We start from the raw sequence: 17,745 nt of genomic DNA, 5'->3' as shown, positions 1-17,745 counted from the left end.
GATCTTGTCTTCACTAACAAATATACACCAGCTAAAATGCAAATTCCAGTGAAAAAAATCTGGGATGATGCCGATAACCAAGATGGCAAACGTCCAACTAAGATTACTGTTAAACTCTTGGCAGACGGTCAAGATACAGATAAAACTCTTGAGCTATCAGAAGCCAATGGCTGGGCAGGTAACTTCACGGATTTAGATGCAGATAAAGGTGGAGCTCCGATTGATTATAAAGTAGTTGAAGTGAGTTCAGTAGCTGGTTATACAACTGAAATCAGCGGAGATGCTAAAACAGGCTTTACTATTACCAATAAATACACACCAGAAACAATTGATATTAAAGCAACGAAGAACTGGGATGACGCTAATAACCAAGATGGTAAACGTCCGAAATATATTACGGTTAATCTCTTGGCAGATGGTGAAAAAGTAGCTTCCAAAGAAGTGAAAGCGGCAGCTGACGGAACGTGGTCTACAGTATTTACTAAACTTCCTAAATTCAAAGCAGGCAAGGTTATTAAATATAGCCTGACCGAAGAAGTAGTTTCTGAATATACTAGCGAAATCAATGATTTCAATATTACCAACAAATACACACCAAAAATGATTGATTATCAAGTGACGAAAACTTGGAATGATAACAACAACCAAGACGGCAAACGTCCAGATCATATCACGGTTCATTTGATGAAGACAGTTGGCGGTGTGACCACTGAAGTTGAGAAATATGATATCAAAGTCGCTGAAGCAGACCCAGCGAATGGCAATGTTTGGAAACATACCTTTACTAATCTTCCAAAATACGAAGCAGGTCAAGAAATTGTCTATTCCGTCAAGGAAGATGCTGTAGCAGGATATGAAACATCTATCAAGGGTCAAGAAATCACAAACACCCATGAACCAGAAACAATCGTTATTTCTGGTAAGAAAGTCTGGGAAGATGCTAACAACCAAGATGGCAAACGAACAGCTACAGTGAAGGTCCAAATTCTGAAAGGCAAAGAAATCGTTGATGAAATTGAAACTTCAGAAGAAAAAGGTTGGGCCTTTGAGTCAAAACCATTACCGAAGTATGAGAATGGTCAAGAAATCAGATATGAAGTGAAAGAAACTACTAAGATTGAGGGTTACACCACTATCAATCCAAAAGAACCTTCTGCAGACGGCAAATACACAATTACCAACAAGCGTACACCAGAAAAGGTAAACTTAACGGGTCAAAAGACTTGGAATGACGCCAATAACCAAGATAATATTCGTCCTACTGAAATCAAAGTACGTTTATTGGCAGATGGCAAAGATACTGGCAAAATGGCGACAGCGAGTGCAGCAACTGGATGGAAATACAGTTTTGAAGGTTTGGATCGTTACAAGGATGGCAAAGAAATTGTTTACTCTGTTGAGGAAGTAGATGTACCAAAAGGTTATCAATCTAAAGTGAATGGAATGAATTTGGTCAATAGCCACACTCCAGAGGTGACTTCAGTTAGCGGTCAGAAGACTTGGGAAGACGAAAATGATAAAGATGGTCTTCGTCCAAAAGAGATTCAAGTAAGATTGCTAGCAAATGGCAAAGATACGGGCAAAGTAGCAACAGTAAGTGAAGCAACTGGATGGAAATATAACTTTGAAAAACTTGCCAAATATGAAGCAGGTAAGGAAATCACTTATACGGTGGAAGAAGTTTCGGTACCAGAAGGTTACACACCGAAGGTAGATGGTATGAATATCACGAATCGTCATACACCAGAGAAGCCACAAATTCCACAAACCCCACCAAGTACACCGGAGAAGTCGAAGAAGAAAATTCTCCCTTCAACAGGTAGTCAAAATTCATTCTTTGCATTACTTGCAGGTCTGTTCACCTTAAGTGGAGCTGCTTACTTGTTAAAGAAGAAGGCGTAATTCTATCATCAGATAGATCGAGTAAAGTCCACTAGATAAATCTAGTGGACTTTTAAGGGTTCTTTGTCAATTGAAGTAGGTGACGGTATTGAAAAAGCTGCCAATGATTTTGAATCAGAAGTAGCTGCTACAATGGCTGCTGCTCTTGGTCAAAACTAAGGCAATCAATAGTTAGTGTTTAAATCATAAATAAAAAGGTTAGAGAGCTGATATAACTCTCTAGCCTTTTCTAATAGTGTCTGCGATTATTTTACAATTTTTTTCGTGAATCCCTTGTGAGAAATCACAGAATCTACAAAGATTAAAACGATTAAAGAAATTAGTAGATAAGTAATTTCAGAGTAAGTGAAAGCGATTCGGTAAGTTTGTGTAAAAAGAATAGCAAAGACACTAGCGACAACGATGGCTAAATCAATTGTCCATTTTGTTTTAGGGTTTATTGAAGACGGTTCAAATAAAAATGGAGCAAATAAGCAGATGACTAACGGGACGACTTGGACATCCACATAATCAGCAGAAATAACTGTAAAAAAGAATAAAGTTGAAACCAACCAAACCAGTACATGACGTGTATATTTGAACCAATCCATTTTCATTCATTTGGCCTCCTTTTATTATTATCGTCAAATTTTCATCTATATTATAACGCTTTAAAATTAAAAGGCAAGCGTTTACACTCGAATTATTCCTATTCTATAAGCTTTTTCACTTGCTTGAATAATCAGACTTTTCAGTTTTTCATTTAGGTCTTTTTCTTTCAAAAACAAGAGATTTTCGGTATAATATTAGTCAAAGATAGTCAATGTCAGTTGCTCATTTATGGAGCAAAAGAAAGAACTGGAAGAAAGGGTTGTCATGAGCCATAAGAATACGTCAGACAGTATTGAGGAATATATCAAAGCGCTTTTAGCTCAGGCTGGGATTGCAGAGTTGAAGCGCAGTGAAATTGCGGATGTTTTTCAGGTTGTTCCAAGTCAGATAAATTATGTCATCAAGACACGTTTTACGGAAAGTCGTGGCTATGTTGTTGAAAGCAAGCGTGGCGGAGGCGGCTACATTCGGATTGGTCGGATTGAATTCTCTAATCATCATGAGCTGCTTTGTGATTTGCTGCATAGCGTTGGCGAGCAAATCAGTCAACAGGTCTTTACAGATATCATTCAGCTATTGTTTGATGAAAAAATCATGACAGAACGAGAAGGGAATCTTCTTTTAGCGACGACAACAGACAGGGTATTGGGAGTAAATGCTGCACAGATTCGTGCGCGGATGTTAAAGAAAATTTTACAACAAGTTGATAGAAAAGGGAGAAACTAATATATGAAATATTCAAAAGCTTTGACAGAAAGTATTGAGTCGGCACAACTGTTAGCGAGTCATTTTGAAACGGATTATTTGGAGTCTTGGCATTTGTTGATTGCCATGGCGAATAATCCTTATAGTGTTGCGGGCTCAGTTTTAAATGATTATCCGCTTGAAATTGATGATTTTGAGAAAGCAGCCTTTCATATCACAGGAAAGATTTATCAACAAGAGGGAAGCTTTACCATTTGGCCGTTTTCTCATCGTATGAAAGTGTTGTTTTTGACAGCTGAGCGAATTGCAGAGGCTGTGCATGCTAAGAATCTTGGGACAGAGCATGTGTTATTAGCTATGCTGTTTGATCGAGGAAGTTTGGCGGCACGTCTCCTTGAATTCACAGGATTTAGCTATGAGGATAAAGAAGGCGTTTTGCGCATGACCGATCTTCGGAAAAACTTAGAGCATAAGGCAAGCTGGAATAAAGAGGATTTAAAGGCGATTCGTCACCTAAATAAAAATGCTGCAGCAACAAGACAAACGATGGCTAATATGATGGGAATGCCTCCTGCAACCAGTGGCGGACTAGAAGATTATACTCGTGATTTAACCGAAATGGCTCATACGGGTCTTTTAGAACCGGTCATTGGGCGGGATAAAGAGATTTCTCGCATGCTTCAGATTTTAAGTCGCAAGACGAAAAATAATCCAGTGTTGGTAGGAGATGCAGGAGTTGGGAAGACAGCATTAGCCCTTGGTTTGGCGCAACGTGTGGCAGCTGGTCAAGTTCCAAATGAGCTTGCAAAGATGAGAGTTTTAGAGCTAGATTTAATGAATGTGGTGGCTGGAACTCGTTTTCGTGGTGATTTTGAGGAACGGATGAACAATATTATCAATGATATTGAAGCAGATGGACATGTCATTCTTTTCATTGATGAGCTTCATACTATTATGGGGTCGGGTAGCGGGATTGACTCGACATTAGATGCAGCGAACATTCTCAAGCCAGCTTTGGCTAGAGGGACGCTCAGAACGGTCGGCGCAACGACACAAGAAGAGTACCAGAAATATATTGAAAAGGACGCAGCTCTTTCACGGCGATTTGCCAAAATTACTATTGAAGAGCCGACGGTAGCCGATAGTATTGCGATTTTACAGGGGCTCAAGAAAAGTTATGAAGAACACCACAAAGTGGTGATTACAGATTCAGCGATTGAGACAGCTGTTAAGTATGCTCATCGTTATCTAACAAATAAACATCTACCTGACTCGGCGATCGATTTGCTAGATGAAGCTGCCGCAACGGTACAAAATAAAGGTCCGCAAAATCATGTAAAAACAGAATTGAGTGCAGCAGACGAGGCTTTAATGGCAGGCGATTGGAAAAAGGTTGGCACTTTGTTGGAGAAAGAAAGTCAGCCAATTGTCTACAAACTAAAGGTTAAAGATGAGGATATTTTGGCAACACTCAGCGGTTTATCGGGAATTCCTGTGCAAAAGTTGACGCAAACAGATGCGAAGAAATACCTCAATTTAGAAAAGGAACTGCACAAGCGGGTCATTGGGCAAAATGAAGCAATTTCTGCTATTAGTCGAGCGATTCGGCGCAATCAATCCGGTATCCGCACTAGCAAGCGTCCAATTGGCTCCTTTATGTTCTTAGGGCCAACCGGGGTCGGAAAAACTGAGCTAGCTAAGGCTTTGGCAGAAGTTCTCTTTGATGACGAAACAGCACTGATTCGTTTTGATATGAGTGAATACATGGAAAAATTTGCTGCCAGTCGCCTCAATGGAGCGCCTCCAGGTTATGTTGGTTATGAAGAAGGGGGCGAATTAACTGAAAAAGTTCGCAATCGTCCGTACTCTGTACTCCTCTTTGATGAGGTAGAAAAAGCACATCCTGATATTTTCAATGTGCTTCTCCAAGTCTTAGATGACGGGGTGCTGACAGACAGCAAGGGGCGTAAGGTGGATTTTTCCAATACCATTATCATTATGACCAGCAATCTTGGTGCGACAAGTTTGCGGGACGACAAGACGGTTGGTTTTGGAGCAAGAGATGTTCGTTTTGATCATGAAAATATGGAAAAACGAATGATGGAAGAGCTAAAGAAAGCTTATCGTCCAGAATTTATTAACCGAATTGATGAAAAGGTTGTTTTTCACAGTTTGACTAGCGAAGACATGCAAGAAGTGGTAAAAATCATGGTGAAACCGCTCGTTTCTAGTCTTGCAGAAAAAGGAATTAAACTCAAATTCCAGCCGAGTGCTTTGAAACTTCTGGCTCAAGAGGGTTATGACCCTGAAATGGGAGCTCGTCCACTGCGCAGAACTCTACAAACTCAGGTAGAAGATCATTTATCCGAATTACTTTTAGCTGGTGAGTTACAGATGGGACAAAGTTTGAAAGTCGGTGTCAAAGCTGGACAGCTGGAGTTTGAAGTGCTATGAGTTTTTCCTTGAAACGTTCAGGGATAGATAAGGACTTAAAAGATGAACATTCGTGAAATGGCAGAAACGGATTATGATCAGGTTTATCAATTGTGGTTATCATGTGCAGGCATGGGATTGAATGATTTAGATGATTCAAAAGAGGGAATTGCTCGGTTTTTGCAGAGAAATCCTCAAACTTGTCTGGTGGCAGTAGAAAATCAAACGATTATCGGAGCGATTTTAGTTGGTTCGGACGGACGAAGAGCCTATATCTACCATACAGCTGTTCATCCGAACTATCGCAGGAGAGGGATTGCAAGACAGCTGGTTGAAACGGTTTTAACCGTCCTAGATGATTTGAAAATTCATAAGGTTGCCTTGGTTGTCTTTAAAAGGAATGCAGAAGGAAACAAGTTTTGGGAGAAATTAGGATTCTCTGTTCGAGAAGATCTCATTTACCGCAATCAAGCAAGGACTGAAATGGTTCGGCTGGATACCTAGTAGAAATGACTAATAAAAAACATCAACCATTTAGGAATAATTTCCCAGATGATTGGTGTTTTTTTAATGTTTAAACTTGTAGTAATTCTTCAATTTCTGCAAGACTGTTGGCTTGGGAAATAGCGCTGCGGAGTTTGGCAGCACCAGCTGTTCCGCGGAGGTAATGAGGTGCTAAGCCACGAAATTCTCTAATGGCGATATGCTCTCCTTTAAGGTCAATCAAGCGCTTCAAATGATCGTAAGCAATGTGCATTTTATCCTCAAAGCTGAGGTCGGGCAAGATTTCTCCCGTTTCAAAATAGTGATTGATTTGATGAAAGAGGTAAGGATTGCCCATGGCAGCGCGTCCAATCATGACTGCGTCAGCACCGACTTCTTCTATACGCTGTTGAGCATCTTGGACAGTACGAATATCGCCATTGGCAATAAAAGGAATCTTGGTTAAGGCTTGCGCAACATTGTGGAGGGTTTCAAGATCAGCGTGACCAGTATACATCTGCTCGCGTGTACGTCCATGCATAGCCAGCGCTGCCGCACCAGCAGCTTCAGCTGCAAGAGCATTTTCCACAGCTAGTGAGGCATCTGCCCAACCAGTACGCATTTTCACGGTTAACGGAATATCTAGAACAGAACGAACTTTATTGATAATAGAATAGATTTTTTCTGGATCTTTGAGCCATTTTGCCCCAGCTTCGTTTTTAACAATTTTATTGACGGGGCAGCCCATATTGATGTCCACAATATCTGTTTGGGTATTTTCTTGGATAAACTCGGCTGCGCGCGCCAAACTATCTTCGTCGCTGCCAAACAATTGAATAGAAACAGGATGTTCCCCTTCATCAATATGCAGCATGTGGAGTGTCTTTTCGTTATTGTACTGAATGCCCTTGTCTGAAACCATTTCCATGACGACAAGTCCTGCGCCAAGCTCTTTTGCAATTGTCCGAAAAGCCGAATTGGTCACTCCTGCCATAGGAGCGAGAACCGTTCGGTTGGGAATTTTCACATTGCCAATCAGAAAAGGGGTGTTAAGATTTGTCACGAATGAGTTCCTCCAAGTCTTTTTCGTCAAAATGATATGTGCTTTGGCAGAATTGGCAAGTGATTTCAGCACCGTGGTCTTCATCTCGCATTTCTTCAAGATCTGACTTAGGTAGACTTGAGAGGGCATTTAAAAACCGATCTTTGCTGCAATCACATTGGAAGCGGAGTTCTTCTTCTGACAATCGTTTGTAAGGTTCGTTGCCGTAGATAGCTGAAAGCAGGGCTTCAATATGGTTTTCGGATTCTAAAAGTGTTGAAATAGCAGGCATTTCTTGGATTCGCTTTTCAAAGCGAGCGATTTCTTCTTCTTTGGCACCAGGAAGGACTTGCAAGAGGAAACCACCAGCAACCTTGACCTTGTCATTGGCATCTAGTAGAACATTTAACCCGACAGCTGACGGAGTTTGCTGGCTTTCTGTTAGATAGAATGCCAAATCTTCGCCAATCTCACCGGATACAAGTGGTGTCATAGAATGATAAGGATTTCCAGTTCCATAGTCTGTAATGACGAGGAATTCGCCATTTCCAACGAATGGTCCGACCAGCACTTCGCCAGTCGCGGTTTTTTTAATGTCTACGCCGGAATTTTGCACATAACCTTTGACAGTACCTTTTGTATCTGCAACGGTGATAATAGCACCGAGAGAGCTTGTCCCTAGCACTTTGACGGTGATTTTTGTATCTCCTTTTTCGTTTGCGGCAAGGATTTGACTGGCAATGAGCGTGCGACCTAGTGCTACAGTTGAGCTGGCCTGAGTATGATGTTTTTCTTGAGCTGTCCGAACGATTTCAGTACTGTCTAGTACATAAGCTCGGAAAGCTCCGTTTTCTGAAATTGTTTTAATAATCTTGTCCATACCCTTTATTGTAACATAAAAAAAGAAAAGGGAGCGAGACAAAAATCGGTATTTCGTAAGAAATTGATTTTGTTGTCCCACCCCGCATAGTTGACGAGGCTGTTGTCATTCTTTGCGTAGCAAGGAATGACAACAGCCTCGTCAATTTCGTTTCAATGAAAAAATAGCATATCGTAAGAATTTAGGAAACTTTTGTCTCAGACTCTATTTCCAGTCCATTAGCTTTCGTTTGTAGTCCGTTCATCCACTTCTTTTTGAGTTTCTTTTCCCTGATCTAGCAAAGCCTGGATAATCTTTTGGTCGCGTAGTTTAACAGAGTCGTTAATAGTTTCAGCGGATTGGATCACAGTCGCTTCAAGGAGAGCGCGTTTTTCCCGTCCTTTGTCAATGGCTTCGATAATACCTTGGTTTTGAGCAACTAAGCTTTCAGCCAACTTAGTAACAGATTCGACTGTAATTGTTGGATTCTGCGAGATTTTCTCCATTTGTGGAATGACTTCTTTGCTGGTTTCAGCCAGCATTTGAAGCGCTGCATTGTTGGCATTAGAAATGGCGTTCGCTACCTGACCAGATTTCATTGATTGTTGCAAAATACCTAGTTGAGCAATAGAGAGCTTCATGGTCGGAATGGTGTTGCGACGGAGCATGCCGAGTTTTTGGCGCATATCAGAAGACACCTTCACGAGATTACGCATTTGCGGGGTAGTGGCCCAAGCAACATACAGACGGCTGATGTATTCAGTGTGTTGCTGTTCCAATGTATTGACAACTTCAGTCAAGCGGGCCAATTCTTGTGATTTGGTTTGGTAATCTAGAGTGGCGGTATCTAATTGTGCCACTTCATTTTGAAGAGTCAAGGCACGCGCACCGGCTTCTCTTTGACTGGCTTCGATAAAGGAAATGACACCGACTAGATTTTCAATGGATTTGGTGTTGTCTTCAATTAACATTTCGGCAGAAACGATATTGCGTGCGAGCAGATCTTCTTGCTTGACGACAGTGGCAGCCATACTATCCATTTTTTGCTCGATATTTTGTGAATCAAAATAGAACTCTTGCAAGGTATTCTTGCTTTGTTTAAAGAGTTTTTCTAAGAAATTTGGCTTTTTATCTAGTTCTGCAATTTGAGCATCCTTGTATTTAGCAACAAAACCATTTAACTCTTTATTGGTATTTTTTAGCAATTCATCGACTTGTGGGATTTGAAGTTTCTTTTGCTCGGCTAAAATACGGTTGACAGTGTTATTAACATCTTCGACCGCGGCTTGTCCAAAATCTAAAAGAGCATTCTGGTCAGAAATAAAGTTATCTACCAACTGTGGGGCTTTTGCCATGATAGCATTTTGTTGTTCAGGAGTTAATTTCTCCAAAAAAGTTAACTGCCCATTTGCTTGGGTTTTGGTTGATTCAATAATCTCGGTGGTTTTATCCGTTTTCGTAATGGCATTGTTAGCGATTTTGTCAATGTCGAAGTTAAATTCTTGGCTCATAAGGTCTCCTTTTGATGTTATAGTTCTGTGTTCGTCTCTTTTTTAGTTAAAATCCGCAAGCTGATGTCAAAATCTCGTAAATCAGCCTCGTTGAGCTGACGGAGTGTTTCATCCAAGTCTAAATCAAACTGCTCAATAGCCGCTTTGGCACTAGAGAGCCGTTCCTCAGCATTGTAAAAATCTTTCGGGGAGGTCTTGATTTTTAGGTAGCCCTCCAAAATATCCTCATAATGCTCCATTTGAGATTGATGGATCGCAGTTAATTCTTCCTTGTTGTTGCTTTCTGACTGAGAAATTTTCTTGAGAATAGCTTCATGGTCGGTTTGGATATTGTGAATGGTTTCGAGCAATTCTGGTGCTAATTCTTCAAGGCTTGACTTTGTACTCTCAGCATCTTGCGTGCGGAGGTTGTAAAGTTGAGCATGAATGTCTGCTGTTACGTCTTGCACTTTCCGTTGAATCCGCTGGTAAATCTCAGGTGAGATATGTTTTCTCAAGGTATCAGTCCGATCTTGGATATAGCTTAATTGAGGCAAGAGCTGTTCGGCCAACTGTTGGTATTTTTCATAAGCCTTTTCTTCTAGATAAGCATCTAATTGTTTGATTCGACTATCTGCGGCACCGATTTCCTCTTTCAAATCTTCAATTTGCTGACTGGCGCTAGGTCCTGTGATTTTTTTCGGCTTATGGGTTGCATAGTAGTAAATTCCGTAGCTTATACCGACAGCAAAGAGGATCGGGATGAGGTACTGCATAATAATACCGACTGCGATAAAAATAAGTAGTATACCAATCCATCTTCTAGAACGTACATTTCTATAATCTCTTCTGGACATAAATTATCTAATCCCGTTTCTTCTGAAATTTCTAAGTCTATTTTAGCATAAAAATGTATAAAAGACGGTACTGAACGATATGTTTAATAAAAAGTTTAGTTGAAAATAATCATGGACTGCTCAGATTTTTCAAAAATTTCTTGACTTAGAGTGCACTCCAAGGTATATAATAAAAGTGTAAATATTTTATCTTTTTGATGAATGTGGAGCATCATCTTTTTAATAGAGAAAGGAACAATAAGATGAAAGCAGCAGTTTTTGTAGAACCAGGAAAAATGGAGGTAAGAGAGGTTACGCGTCTAGATGCTATTTGTCGGACGCGTCGGTGTGCCACATACAGGGGACATCAACATAGGTGACTACTGGATGGTCAACTTGGCAATGGCTGGTGGACCGGCTTCTTGTACAACTTATGACAAAGAAATCTTGCTAAAAGCAGTTCTATATGGTCAAATCAATCCTGGTAAAGTTTTCACTCAATCTTACAAATTAGAAGACATTGACCAAGCCTACAAAGACATGGCTGATAGAAAAACGATTAAAGCGATGATTGTGATGAATTAAGAGTTCCGAAAGAGGTTGGTAGAATCCGGCCTCTTTTATGATTGTGAATTTTAGTTCAATAGTTCTCAAATACCTTCATTTTTGATAAAATAAAAGAAAAGCAGTTAAAAAGGGAGAAAATCATGTCTTTAACCAGTCAGATTATTACAGCTGAATTTCCGGATTTAGAAAAAGTAGAACAACTCAATACAGAAGCCTTTCCTGAGGAGGAGCGTGCACCGCTATCGGAGTTGCTGCGATATGGAGATGGGGAATATTCCCATTTCTTTGCCTTTTATGATGGCGACGAATTTGTCGGTTTTGCCTTTTCAGTTTACAATGAAAGAGCCTTTTATATCAGCTTTTTTGCGATTATGCCTCATTTGCGCAGTCACGGTTATGGCGGCAAAATTATTGATAAGTTGGTGGATTTTTATCAAAGGACCATGGTTTTAGAGGTAGAACGCCTTGACGAGCCTTGTGATAATCTGGAACAGCGAAAAGCTCGTATGGATTTCTATCGGCGAAACGGCTTTCGCTCTTCACATGCCTACTTAGAATACGACGGTTTAAGTTTTGAAATTCTTTATAAAGGACCGTTTTTTGATGAAGAAGCCTATCGGGACATTTTCAAAAAAATCCAAGAAGATGGTTATTTTGAATTTGAAATCAAGCATGGTCATGGAAGAGACTGGGAGTAGCTGAAAAGCACTATCGAATATTTCTATTTTTCGTTGATCTACCTAAAAAACGAGCTGTTGTTTTCAGCTCGTTTTACAGTGTATTTAGTATTTAATGGATTTCTGGGAAAAGTTTGGCCAAAATTTTAGGTGTAATGCTTTGACCGGGACCTTCTGCGCAATAAGTGTGCATATACATGGATGGATTGAAATTCAGCTCAATGCAGGTGCAGTGGGGCTCATTTTTGCTGGCTGGAAGTGTGCTATCTGGGATAATTAAATCCACACCACAGACCCAAGCTCCCATAGCAGTTGCCATTTCTGCCGCTAGTTCCTTATAGGAGGTGTGCATGGTTTCAGTCACATCTATTGAATCTCCACCAGTAGAAATATTAGAATTACGGCGAAGAAAGGCTTGAATTCCTTGTGGTAGGACATCATCTGCTTTATAACCTTGCTGGGCTAGCATGAGCAGCTCAATCTCACCAAGCTCAATCATTTCCAGTGGAGCGCGATGGTCGCGCCCTCGTAGAGGATTGGTATTTTTAAAAGCTACCAGTTCTCGAATGGTGTGCCGACTGTCTCCTACAACATTGGCTGCTAAGCGCAGAAGCACCGCCTCACATTTTCCGTCTAGGATAAAGAAACGGTATTCGGTTCCTGCGATAAATTCCTCAACAAGGATAGAGCTGTCCTCTGAAAAGGCAATCTCCAATGCTTTTTGGTAACTGTCTCGATTGGCAGGTGCTTGAAAAATAGAAATTCCTAACCCGAAATTGGTGGATTTGGGTTTGACAACAATCGGCTTATCTTTGATAAGGGGATAGTAAGCTATTCCTTCTTCCAGAGTGGAAAATTCAGCTCCAGCAGGAACAGGAAAGCCAGCAGCAGATAAAATTTTCTTAGTTACTGTCTTATTTGCCATCGCAAGAGGCACGATATAGTTGTCCTTTGAGGTCATATTGCCATTTTTGACATACTCGATATGATCTTTATGTTGAAGCTTTAAAAACTGGTCACTTTCGTCTAAGATTTCTACTTGCACTCCTTTTTGAATAGCGTCAAAGAGGAGCATTTGAGTGGAGAGTTCCATATTTTCATAGCCTTTTAGCGCATAATGTGCATGCCAAGCGTAGTTGTGGTATTCTTTGGCTTTTTCTAAACCAAAGGCTTCTAAAGACTGGTTTCGAAGATAAGGCAAGAGCTGAGCGGCAAGGGTCAGGTTGGGATCAGCTACTGCATTTCTTGCATGTTGAAGCAAGTTTTGATAGTAGGGACTTAGTTCAAAATGATGAATAACAGCTTGCATGGATTCAAGAAGTAAGTCGGTATTAGCTTCAACTGGTAGCGGAGCCAGAGGGTGGCTAAGAGCGATTTGCTCATTTAGAGCATGGGCTTGATTTAGAAGTTCATCAGGTTCTGCTATATCATCGAGCCAGAGCAAGGCAAGCAAAAAGAGATGAACCGTGTCCATTGTCTCCTGACTGATTCCCAGCACCTCAAAAGGATTGAGGTCAAAGCAGCGGAATTCTAAATAGGTGATTCCTTTTTCTAAGTAAAGTCGATTTTCTTTTTGCCCACGGAAACGAACAGGCATGTAGCATTCTTTCTCGGCAATTAAATCGCCTTGTGCTACGTATTTCTCTATATCGCTCACATAAGATTCTAGTGAGGCATAAGAGATATGAATCTTTTGATCATTGACATAACCAAGATCACTATTGCGGATAGAGCGAACAGGCTGAGAAATCTCCCTTGTCAAGAATCCTTCCTCAGCAATTGGTGCTGCTCCGTATAAATAGGTCAGAAACCAGCGGAAACGTAAAAAGTTTCGAGCCAATTTGAGATAGAGGTCATTTTTAAACAGACGAATATTCTTGTAATCACTGACCTTGAAAAGAGCTTGGATCAAGTCGGCTCCCAATTCCACATTGTAGTGAATGCCTGAGATAGCTTGTAGCGTTTTTCCATATTTTTTTGCTAAACTTTCTCGATAATGACGCTCAAAATCGTTTTCTAAATGAGCGATTTGAATTTCTGCTGGCGACAATTTTGGGGGCATAGAGAGTGGCCAGATTGCTTCATTTTTTTGGATGGTGCGTCCAGCTACATCGGTAATAGCAGTGAGAAAACGCCTTGCTTCTTTTGTAGAAGTTGCAATCGGGGTGATGAGTTCTAATTGCTGCTCACTAAAATCGGTCTGAATCGTCGGGTGAAAATTGCGGTTGCCAAATGCTTGGGGATGAGGAGTTTGAGCTAATTTTCCGTCTTGATTGATGCGCAAGCCCTCCCTTTCCAATCCGAAAGTAGCTTGTAAAATAGGTGCATCTGTTGCTAATTTTTCGAATAAGTGATTGATGTTCATGGGAAATACCTGTTTATTTTCTAATACTTTTAGTCTATTATAAAAATGCTCAGAAAACAAATTTCTACTACGTTTTCCGAACCTTTTTTAAAAGAAAACGATTCTATTTTAGATAGGATAAGAATTTTCCAAAAGAGGGGGACTCAAACTTCGTCATTTGCAAACAACTGCGATAGTCTTATCTTGAAAAAAGAAGGAATTTTTCTTATAATAAAGTGTAAGACATAATTGCGGGTGAAACTCCTGCCATGTAGACAAGAAAGGACGAGCGCTTAGCTCAGACAAAATTATGACATCAGTTGTAGTTGTAGGAACCCAGTGGGGAGATGAAGGAAAAGGAAAGATTACAGATTTCCTTTCAGCTAATGCCGAAGTTATTGCCCGTTATCAAGGCGGAGACAATGCCGGTCATACCATTGTAATTGACGGTAAAAAGTATAAATTGCACTTGATTCCATCCGGTATTTTCTTCCCAGAGAAAATCTCTGTTATCGGAAACGGAATGGTAGTCAATCCCAAGTCTCTTGTAAAGGAATTGGCTTATTTGCACGAGGAGGGTGTCACGACAGATAACCTTCGGATTTCAGATCGTGCCCATGTTATCCTTCCTTACCATATTGAGTTAGATCGCTTACAGGAAGAAGCTAAAGGTGATAACAAAATCGGAACGACTATTAAGGGAATTGGTCCAGCTTATATGGACAAAGCAGCTCGCGTGGGAATCCGAATTGCTGATCTTTTGGATAAGGATATTTTCAGAGAACGTTTGGAGCGCAACTTAGCTGAAAAAAATCGTCTCTTTGAAAAACTCTACGACAGCACAGCTATCCAATTTGACGATATTTTTGAAGAATACTACGCATACGGTCAGCAGATTAAACAATACGTGACCGATACGTCGGTTATCTTGAACGATGCTCTCGATCAAGGTAAACGTGTCCTTTTTGAAGGAGCGCAGGGAGTTATGCTAGATATTGACCAGGGCACTTATCCATTTGTTACCTCTTCTAATCCTGTTGCAGGTGGTGTGACGATTGGTTCCGGTGTGGGTCCAAGCAAGATTGACAAGGTTGTTGGAGTTTGCAAAGCCTATACCAGTCGTGTTGGTGACGGGCCATTCCCGACAGAACTATTTGATGAAGTAGGCAACCGCATTCGTGAAGTCGGGCATGAATATGGAACGACAACAGGACGTCCTCGCCGTGTTGGTTGGTTTGATTCGGTTGTTATGCGCCACAGCCGACGTGTATCTGGTATTACTAACCTTTCTCTCAATTCAATTGACGTTTTGACAGGACTGGATATAGTTAAAATCTGTGTAGCTTACGACTTAGATGGTGAGCGCATTGACCATTACCCAGCTAGTTTAGAGCAACTCAAGCGCTGCAAACCAATCTATGAAGAATTACCAGGTTGGTCAGAAGACATTACAGGTGTTCGCAGTTTAGAAGAGTTGCCAGAAAATGCACGCAACTACGTCCGCCGTGTGAGTGAACTTGTCGGTGTCCGCATCTCTACTTTCTCTGTTGGACCAGGTCGTGAACAAACCAATATTTTAGAAAGTGTTTGGTCAAGTTTGTAATAGAAATTATAATCGGAAGCGAGTTCAAGCTCGCTTTTTATGCGTAAAAAACAAAGAATTTAAAAATTTTTAAATAATACGTCTCTTCTTAAGTTAATTTTAAGCTGGCTAGGTTATACTAAAACCATCAGATGAAGACCTCCTAACTTTATTTGATAGAAATCCTAAACTTTTTCATAATAATCTCCTGAAAGCCATCGAAAGGTGGCTTTTTTATATTTTCAGGTTTATAACATGATATAATAAATGGAGAGCAAAGGAGATAAATGATGAACTTTACAGATTTGTCTAATAAAGAACAGGAAAAAATAATGATAAGTGAAATTATCAGGAATTTAAAAAAGCTAGGTGGCTATGCAACCAAACGAGAGTTGCTAGATGCTATTAAAAAGGGAGAAAATACGATAGATGATAATTTTTTTGAGGAAGAAAAAGTGTCTCAAAAAAGTGGAAAAATTTATAAACCTAGTGATTACACTTTTAATTTTTCTACCAAAAGTTTGCTTATCACGGGCTATCTTTCTAAACCAAAGCAATCGACTTTTGAATTGACAGAATTAGGTAGAAAAGTGAAACTGGATGAGCATTTTGCTAGCGATATTCAACAGAAAGCCATTCAATTTTGGAAAAATGAGAAGAAGTCAAAACAATTCTTCAAGTTATCCTTTGAAAAGGAACTTAAACATTCACTAGATGACTCAAAAGAAAATTGGAGAGTTGAGTTGACAAGAGCTTTAAAATCTATGTCACCACAAAAATTTGAAACTTTTGCTCGTGGTCTAGTCAAGGAGATGGGTGTCAAACTAGATGAAAAAATTGGGGTTAGTTATACTAATGATGGTGGTTTAGATGGTTTTGGCTATATTACTAGTACAGATGACTTCAGAACCAATCGTGTAGCTATCCAAGCAAAGCGTTGGGAAAACAATGTTCCTTCTCCGGAGATTGATAAATTCCGCGGTGCAATGGATAAATACAATGCAGAATATGGTATTTTTATTACAACTTCTGATTTTTCAAGAAGTGCCATTGAAGCAGCTCGTCAAGGAACTAGAGTCATTACTTTAATTAATGGAGAAGATATTGCGGATCTAGTTGCCAAATATAAACTTCATGTCAGAGAAGTCACGACTTATGAATTAGGAGATTTTTATCATACAGAGGATTAGATGGTTAAAAGATGAACTATACAGTTGAAGAAAAAGAATTTTTTATGCGGGAGGCTTTGAAAGAAGCAGAAATTGCACTTGACCATGATGAAATTCCAATTGGCTGTGTGATTGTCAAGGACGGGAAGATTATCGGTCGTGGACATAATGCACGTGAGGAATTGCAGCGAGCGGTCATGCATGCGGAAGTGATGGCGATTGAGAAAGCCAATCAGCATGAGCATAGCTGGCGTCTGCTGGATACGACCCTTTTTGTCACTATTGAACCTTGTGTCATGTGCAGCGGAGCAATTGGGCTAGCACGGATTCCGCAAGTCATCTATGGTGCAAAGAATCCAAAATTCGGCGCAGCCGGCAGCCTTTATGATATTCTAACGGATGAACGGCTCAATCACCGAGTTGAGCTTGAAAGTGGGATTTTGGAAGCAGAATGTGCTCAGATGATGCAAGATTTTTTTAGGAAGAGGAGACAAAAATGAAACATTGGCTAAGTGCTTTGTTCTTTCTTTTAACATTGCTGTTTATTGGGTTGCTGATAGGCAATGTAGAATTTCAAGCTTGGGCTTTTACACGTCATCAAAACCAGCTATCTTGGTATATCCGCCCGATTCTCATTTTACCGATTATCTATTTCTCTTATCGAAAGAGCCTTCTTGGAATTTTTGCTAGCATCTTTGCTCTCTTTACCAGTATGATTTGGTTTTGGGTGCCAAAGACAACCTCTCCTTTGGTAAAAGAGTTTCTAGCTTACGAGCAAGATTTCTTGCAGGCAGATTGGAATCTCAAAAAAGTTTTGTTTGCTTTTTTGGTAATTAGTTTCTTTCTACTTCTGATTAGAGCAACTTGGCTCCATAGTTGGAAATTGTTGACATTACTGTTAATTATCACGGCCTTTTTGAAAATGATCTGGTCCTATCTAGATAGTGGTAGAGCTGGTTTAACGATTGTTGTACCAGCGATTCTAGGTTTATTCATCTGCTTATTTTTCCTTTCTTTTTGGAAAAAAGGAAAATCTTAATTGGCACAAAAACAAATTTATGGTAT

15 protein-coding genes and 1 pseudogene are annotated in these 17,745 nt (G+C 40.2%); 10 read left to right on the top strand and 6 right to left on the bottom strand.

Features of this window, described 5'->3' with window-relative positions; genetic code table 11:
- The coding region (locus HMPREF2634_RS03655) for a Cna B-type domain-containing protein (protein WP_142350294.1) at positions 1-1,902 on the top strand (1,902 nt) is incomplete at its 5' end.
- Between the two features lie 245 nt (positions 1,903-2,147).
- On the opposite strand, the gene HMPREF2634_RS03650 is transcribed toward HMPREF2634_RS03655, so the two are convergent.
- A complete protein-coding gene (locus tag HMPREF2634_RS03650) occupies positions 2,148-2,498 on the bottom strand; it encodes a hypothetical protein (RefSeq protein ID WP_021002166.1) in 351 nt (116 codons plus the stop codon).
- Positions 2,499-2,757: 259 nt separating this feature from the next.
- On the opposite strand from HMPREF2634_RS03650, the gene HMPREF2634_RS03645 reads away from it, so the two are divergent.
- From HMPREF2634_RS03645 to HMPREF2634_RS03635, 3 genes are read left to right on the top strand one after another with little or no spacing between them, the layout of a single operon-like run.
- The gene (locus HMPREF2634_RS03645) at positions 2,758-3,219 is read left to right on the top strand and encodes a CtsR family transcriptional regulator (protein WP_021002165.1); all 462 of its coding nucleotides are present in this window, start codon (positions 2,758-2,760) and stop codon (positions 3,217-3,219) included.
- Positions 3,220-3,222: 3 nt separating this feature from the next.
- Complete coding sequence (locus HMPREF2634_RS03640) at positions 3,223-5,652, top strand: ATP-dependent Clp protease ATP-binding subunit (RefSeq protein ID WP_021002164.1); 2,430 nt, start codon at positions 3,223-3,225, stop codon at positions 5,650-5,652.
- 42 nt (positions 5,653-5,694) lie between these two features.
- Entirely contained in the window at positions 5,695-6,135 is a 441-nt protein-coding gene (locus tag HMPREF2634_RS03635; RefSeq protein WP_021002163.1) for a GNAT family N-acetyltransferase, read from the top strand.
- A gap of 70 nt (positions 6,136-6,205) precedes the next feature.
- On the opposite strand, the gene dusB is transcribed toward HMPREF2634_RS03635, so the two are convergent.
- The 4 genes from dusB to HMPREF2634_RS03615 all read right to left on the bottom strand — a co-directional run bounded on the left by dusB (position 6,206) and on the right by HMPREF2634_RS03615 (position 10,362).
- Complete coding sequence (gene dusB, locus HMPREF2634_RS03630; RefSeq protein WP_021002162.1) at positions 6,206-7,177, bottom strand: tRNA dihydrouridine synthase DusB; 972 nt, start codon at positions 7,175-7,177, stop codon at positions 6,206-6,208.
- A complete protein-coding gene (hslO, locus tag HMPREF2634_RS03625) occupies positions 7,164-8,036 on the bottom strand; it encodes an Hsp33 family molecular chaperone HslO (RefSeq protein ID WP_003026496.1) in 873 nt (290 codons plus the stop codon). Before hslO ends, dusB begins: the two co-directional genes overlap by 14 nt.
- A gap of 218 nt (positions 8,037-8,254) precedes the next feature.
- Positions 8,255-9,526 (bottom strand): toxic anion resistance protein, encoded by a 1,272-nt coding sequence (locus HMPREF2634_RS03620; RefSeq protein ID WP_021002160.1) that lies wholly within the window; start codon positions 9,524-9,526, stop codon positions 8,255-8,257.
- A gap of 17 nt (positions 9,527-9,543) precedes the next feature.
- Positions 9,544-10,362: a coiled-coil domain-containing protein gene (locus HMPREF2634_RS03615; RefSeq protein WP_021002159.1), complete on the bottom strand. Its 819-nt coding sequence runs from the start codon at positions 10,360-10,362 to the stop codon at positions 9,544-9,546.
- Positions 10,363-10,674: 312 nt separating this feature from the next.
- On the opposite strand from HMPREF2634_RS03615, the pseudogene HMPREF2634_RS03610 reads away from it, so the two are divergent.
- Positions 10,675-10,926 (top strand): annotated as a pseudogene (locus HMPREF2634_RS03610) (alcohol dehydrogenase); the annotation flags it as partial.
- A 122-nt stretch (positions 10,927-11,048) separates the two neighbouring features.
- Positions 11,049-11,606, top strand: coding sequence for a GNAT family N-acetyltransferase (locus HMPREF2634_RS03605; protein WP_021002158.1), 558 nt, complete (start codon positions 11,049-11,051; stop codon positions 11,604-11,606).
- Positions 11,607-11,697: 91 nt separating this feature from the next.
- On the opposite strand, the gene gshAB is transcribed toward HMPREF2634_RS03605, so the two are convergent.
- The gene (gene gshAB / locus HMPREF2634_RS03600; RefSeq protein ID WP_021002157.1) at positions 11,698-13,950 is read right to left on the bottom strand and encodes a bifunctional glutamate--cysteine ligase GshA/glutathione synthetase GshB; all 2,253 of its coding nucleotides are present in this window, start codon (positions 13,948-13,950) and stop codon (positions 11,698-11,700) included.
- 289 nt (positions 13,951-14,239) lie between these two features.
- On the opposite strand from gshAB, the gene HMPREF2634_RS03595 reads away from it, so the two are divergent.
- The 4 genes from HMPREF2634_RS03595 (at position 14,240) to HMPREF2634_RS03580 (ending at position 17,719) form a co-directional block, all read left to right on the top strand.
- A complete protein-coding gene (locus tag HMPREF2634_RS03595) occupies positions 14,240-15,532 on the top strand; it encodes an adenylosuccinate synthase (protein WP_021002156.1) in 1,293 nt (430 codons plus the stop codon).
- Between the two features lie 269 nt (positions 15,533-15,801).
- Positions 15,802-16,701 carry a restriction endonuclease gene (locus HMPREF2634_RS03590; protein WP_080655064.1) on the top strand — a complete coding sequence of 300 codons (900 nt, stop codon included), beginning with the start codon at positions 15,802-15,804 and terminating at the stop codon, positions 16,699-16,701.
- Positions 16,702-16,712: 11 nt separating this feature from the next.
- Positions 16,713-17,180 (top strand): tRNA adenosine(34) deaminase TadA, encoded by a 468-nt coding sequence (gene tadA / locus HMPREF2634_RS03585; protein ID WP_021002154.1) that lies wholly within the window; start codon positions 16,713-16,715, stop codon positions 17,178-17,180.
- Positions 17,177-17,719 (top strand): hypothetical protein, encoded by a 543-nt coding sequence (locus tag HMPREF2634_RS03580; protein ID WP_021002153.1) that lies wholly within the window; start codon positions 17,177-17,179, stop codon positions 17,717-17,719. The genes tadA and HMPREF2634_RS03580 overlap by 4 nt, the downstream gene beginning before the upstream one ends.
- The last annotated feature ends 26 nt before the right edge of the window (positions 17,720-17,745 follow it).

It is taken from the genome of Streptococcus sp. HMSC034B03 (assembly GCF_001838575.1).
GTDB lineage: Bacteria > Bacillota > Bacilli > Lactobacillales > Streptococcaceae > Streptococcus > Streptococcus anginosus.
The sequence above is the reverse complement of the archived record's forward strand: the minus strand, read 5'-3'. Positions and strand labels throughout refer to the sequence as shown.

Excerpts from the sequence above, each read along its gene's own strand:
- HMPREF2634_RS03635 (WP_021002163.1), top strand. The coding sequence starts at position 5,695 with ATGAACATTCGTGAAATGGCAGAAACGGATTATGATCAGGTTTATCAA.
- HMPREF2634_RS03595 (WP_021002156.1), top strand. The coding sequence starts at position 14,240 with ATGACATCAGTTGTAGTTGTAGGAACCCAGTGGGGAGATGAAGGAAAA.
- tadA (WP_021002154.1), top strand. The coding sequence starts at position 16,713 with ATGAACTATACAGTTGAAGAAAAAGAATTTTTTATGCGGGAGGCTTTG.
- HMPREF2634_RS03590 (WP_080655064.1), top strand. The coding sequence starts at position 15,802 with ATGAACTTTACAGATTTGTCTAATAAAGAACAGGAAAAAATAATGATA.
- gshAB (WP_021002157.1), bottom strand. The coding sequence starts at position 13,950 with ATGAACATCAATCACTTATTCGAAAAATTAGCAACAGATGCACCTATT.
- HMPREF2634_RS03650 (WP_021002166.1), bottom strand. The coding sequence starts at position 2,498 with ATGAAAATGGATTGGTTCAAATATACACGTCATGTACTGGTTTGGTTG.
- hslO (WP_003026496.1), bottom strand. The coding sequence starts at position 8,036 with ATGGACAAGATTATTAAAACAATTTCAGAAAACGGAGCTTTCCGAGCT.
- HMPREF2634_RS03620 (WP_021002160.1), bottom strand. The coding sequence starts at position 9,526 with ATGAGCCAAGAATTTAACTTCGACATTGACAAAATCGCTAACAATGCC.
- HMPREF2634_RS03605 (WP_021002158.1), top strand. The coding sequence starts at position 11,049 with ATGTCTTTAACCAGTCAGATTATTACAGCTGAATTTCCGGATTTAGAA.
- HMPREF2634_RS03615 (WP_021002159.1), bottom strand. The coding sequence starts at position 10,362 with ATGTCCAGAAGAGATTATAGAAATGTACGTTCTAGAAGATGGATTGGT.
- HMPREF2634_RS03640 (WP_021002164.1), top strand. The coding sequence starts at position 3,223 with ATGAAATATTCAAAAGCTTTGACAGAAAGTATTGAGTCGGCACAACTG.
- HMPREF2634_RS03645 (WP_021002165.1), top strand. The coding sequence starts at position 2,758 with ATGAGCCATAAGAATACGTCAGACAGTATTGAGGAATATATCAAAGCG.
- HMPREF2634_RS03580 (WP_021002153.1), top strand. The coding sequence starts at position 17,177 with ATGAAACATTGGCTAAGTGCTTTGTTCTTTCTTTTAACATTGCTGTTT.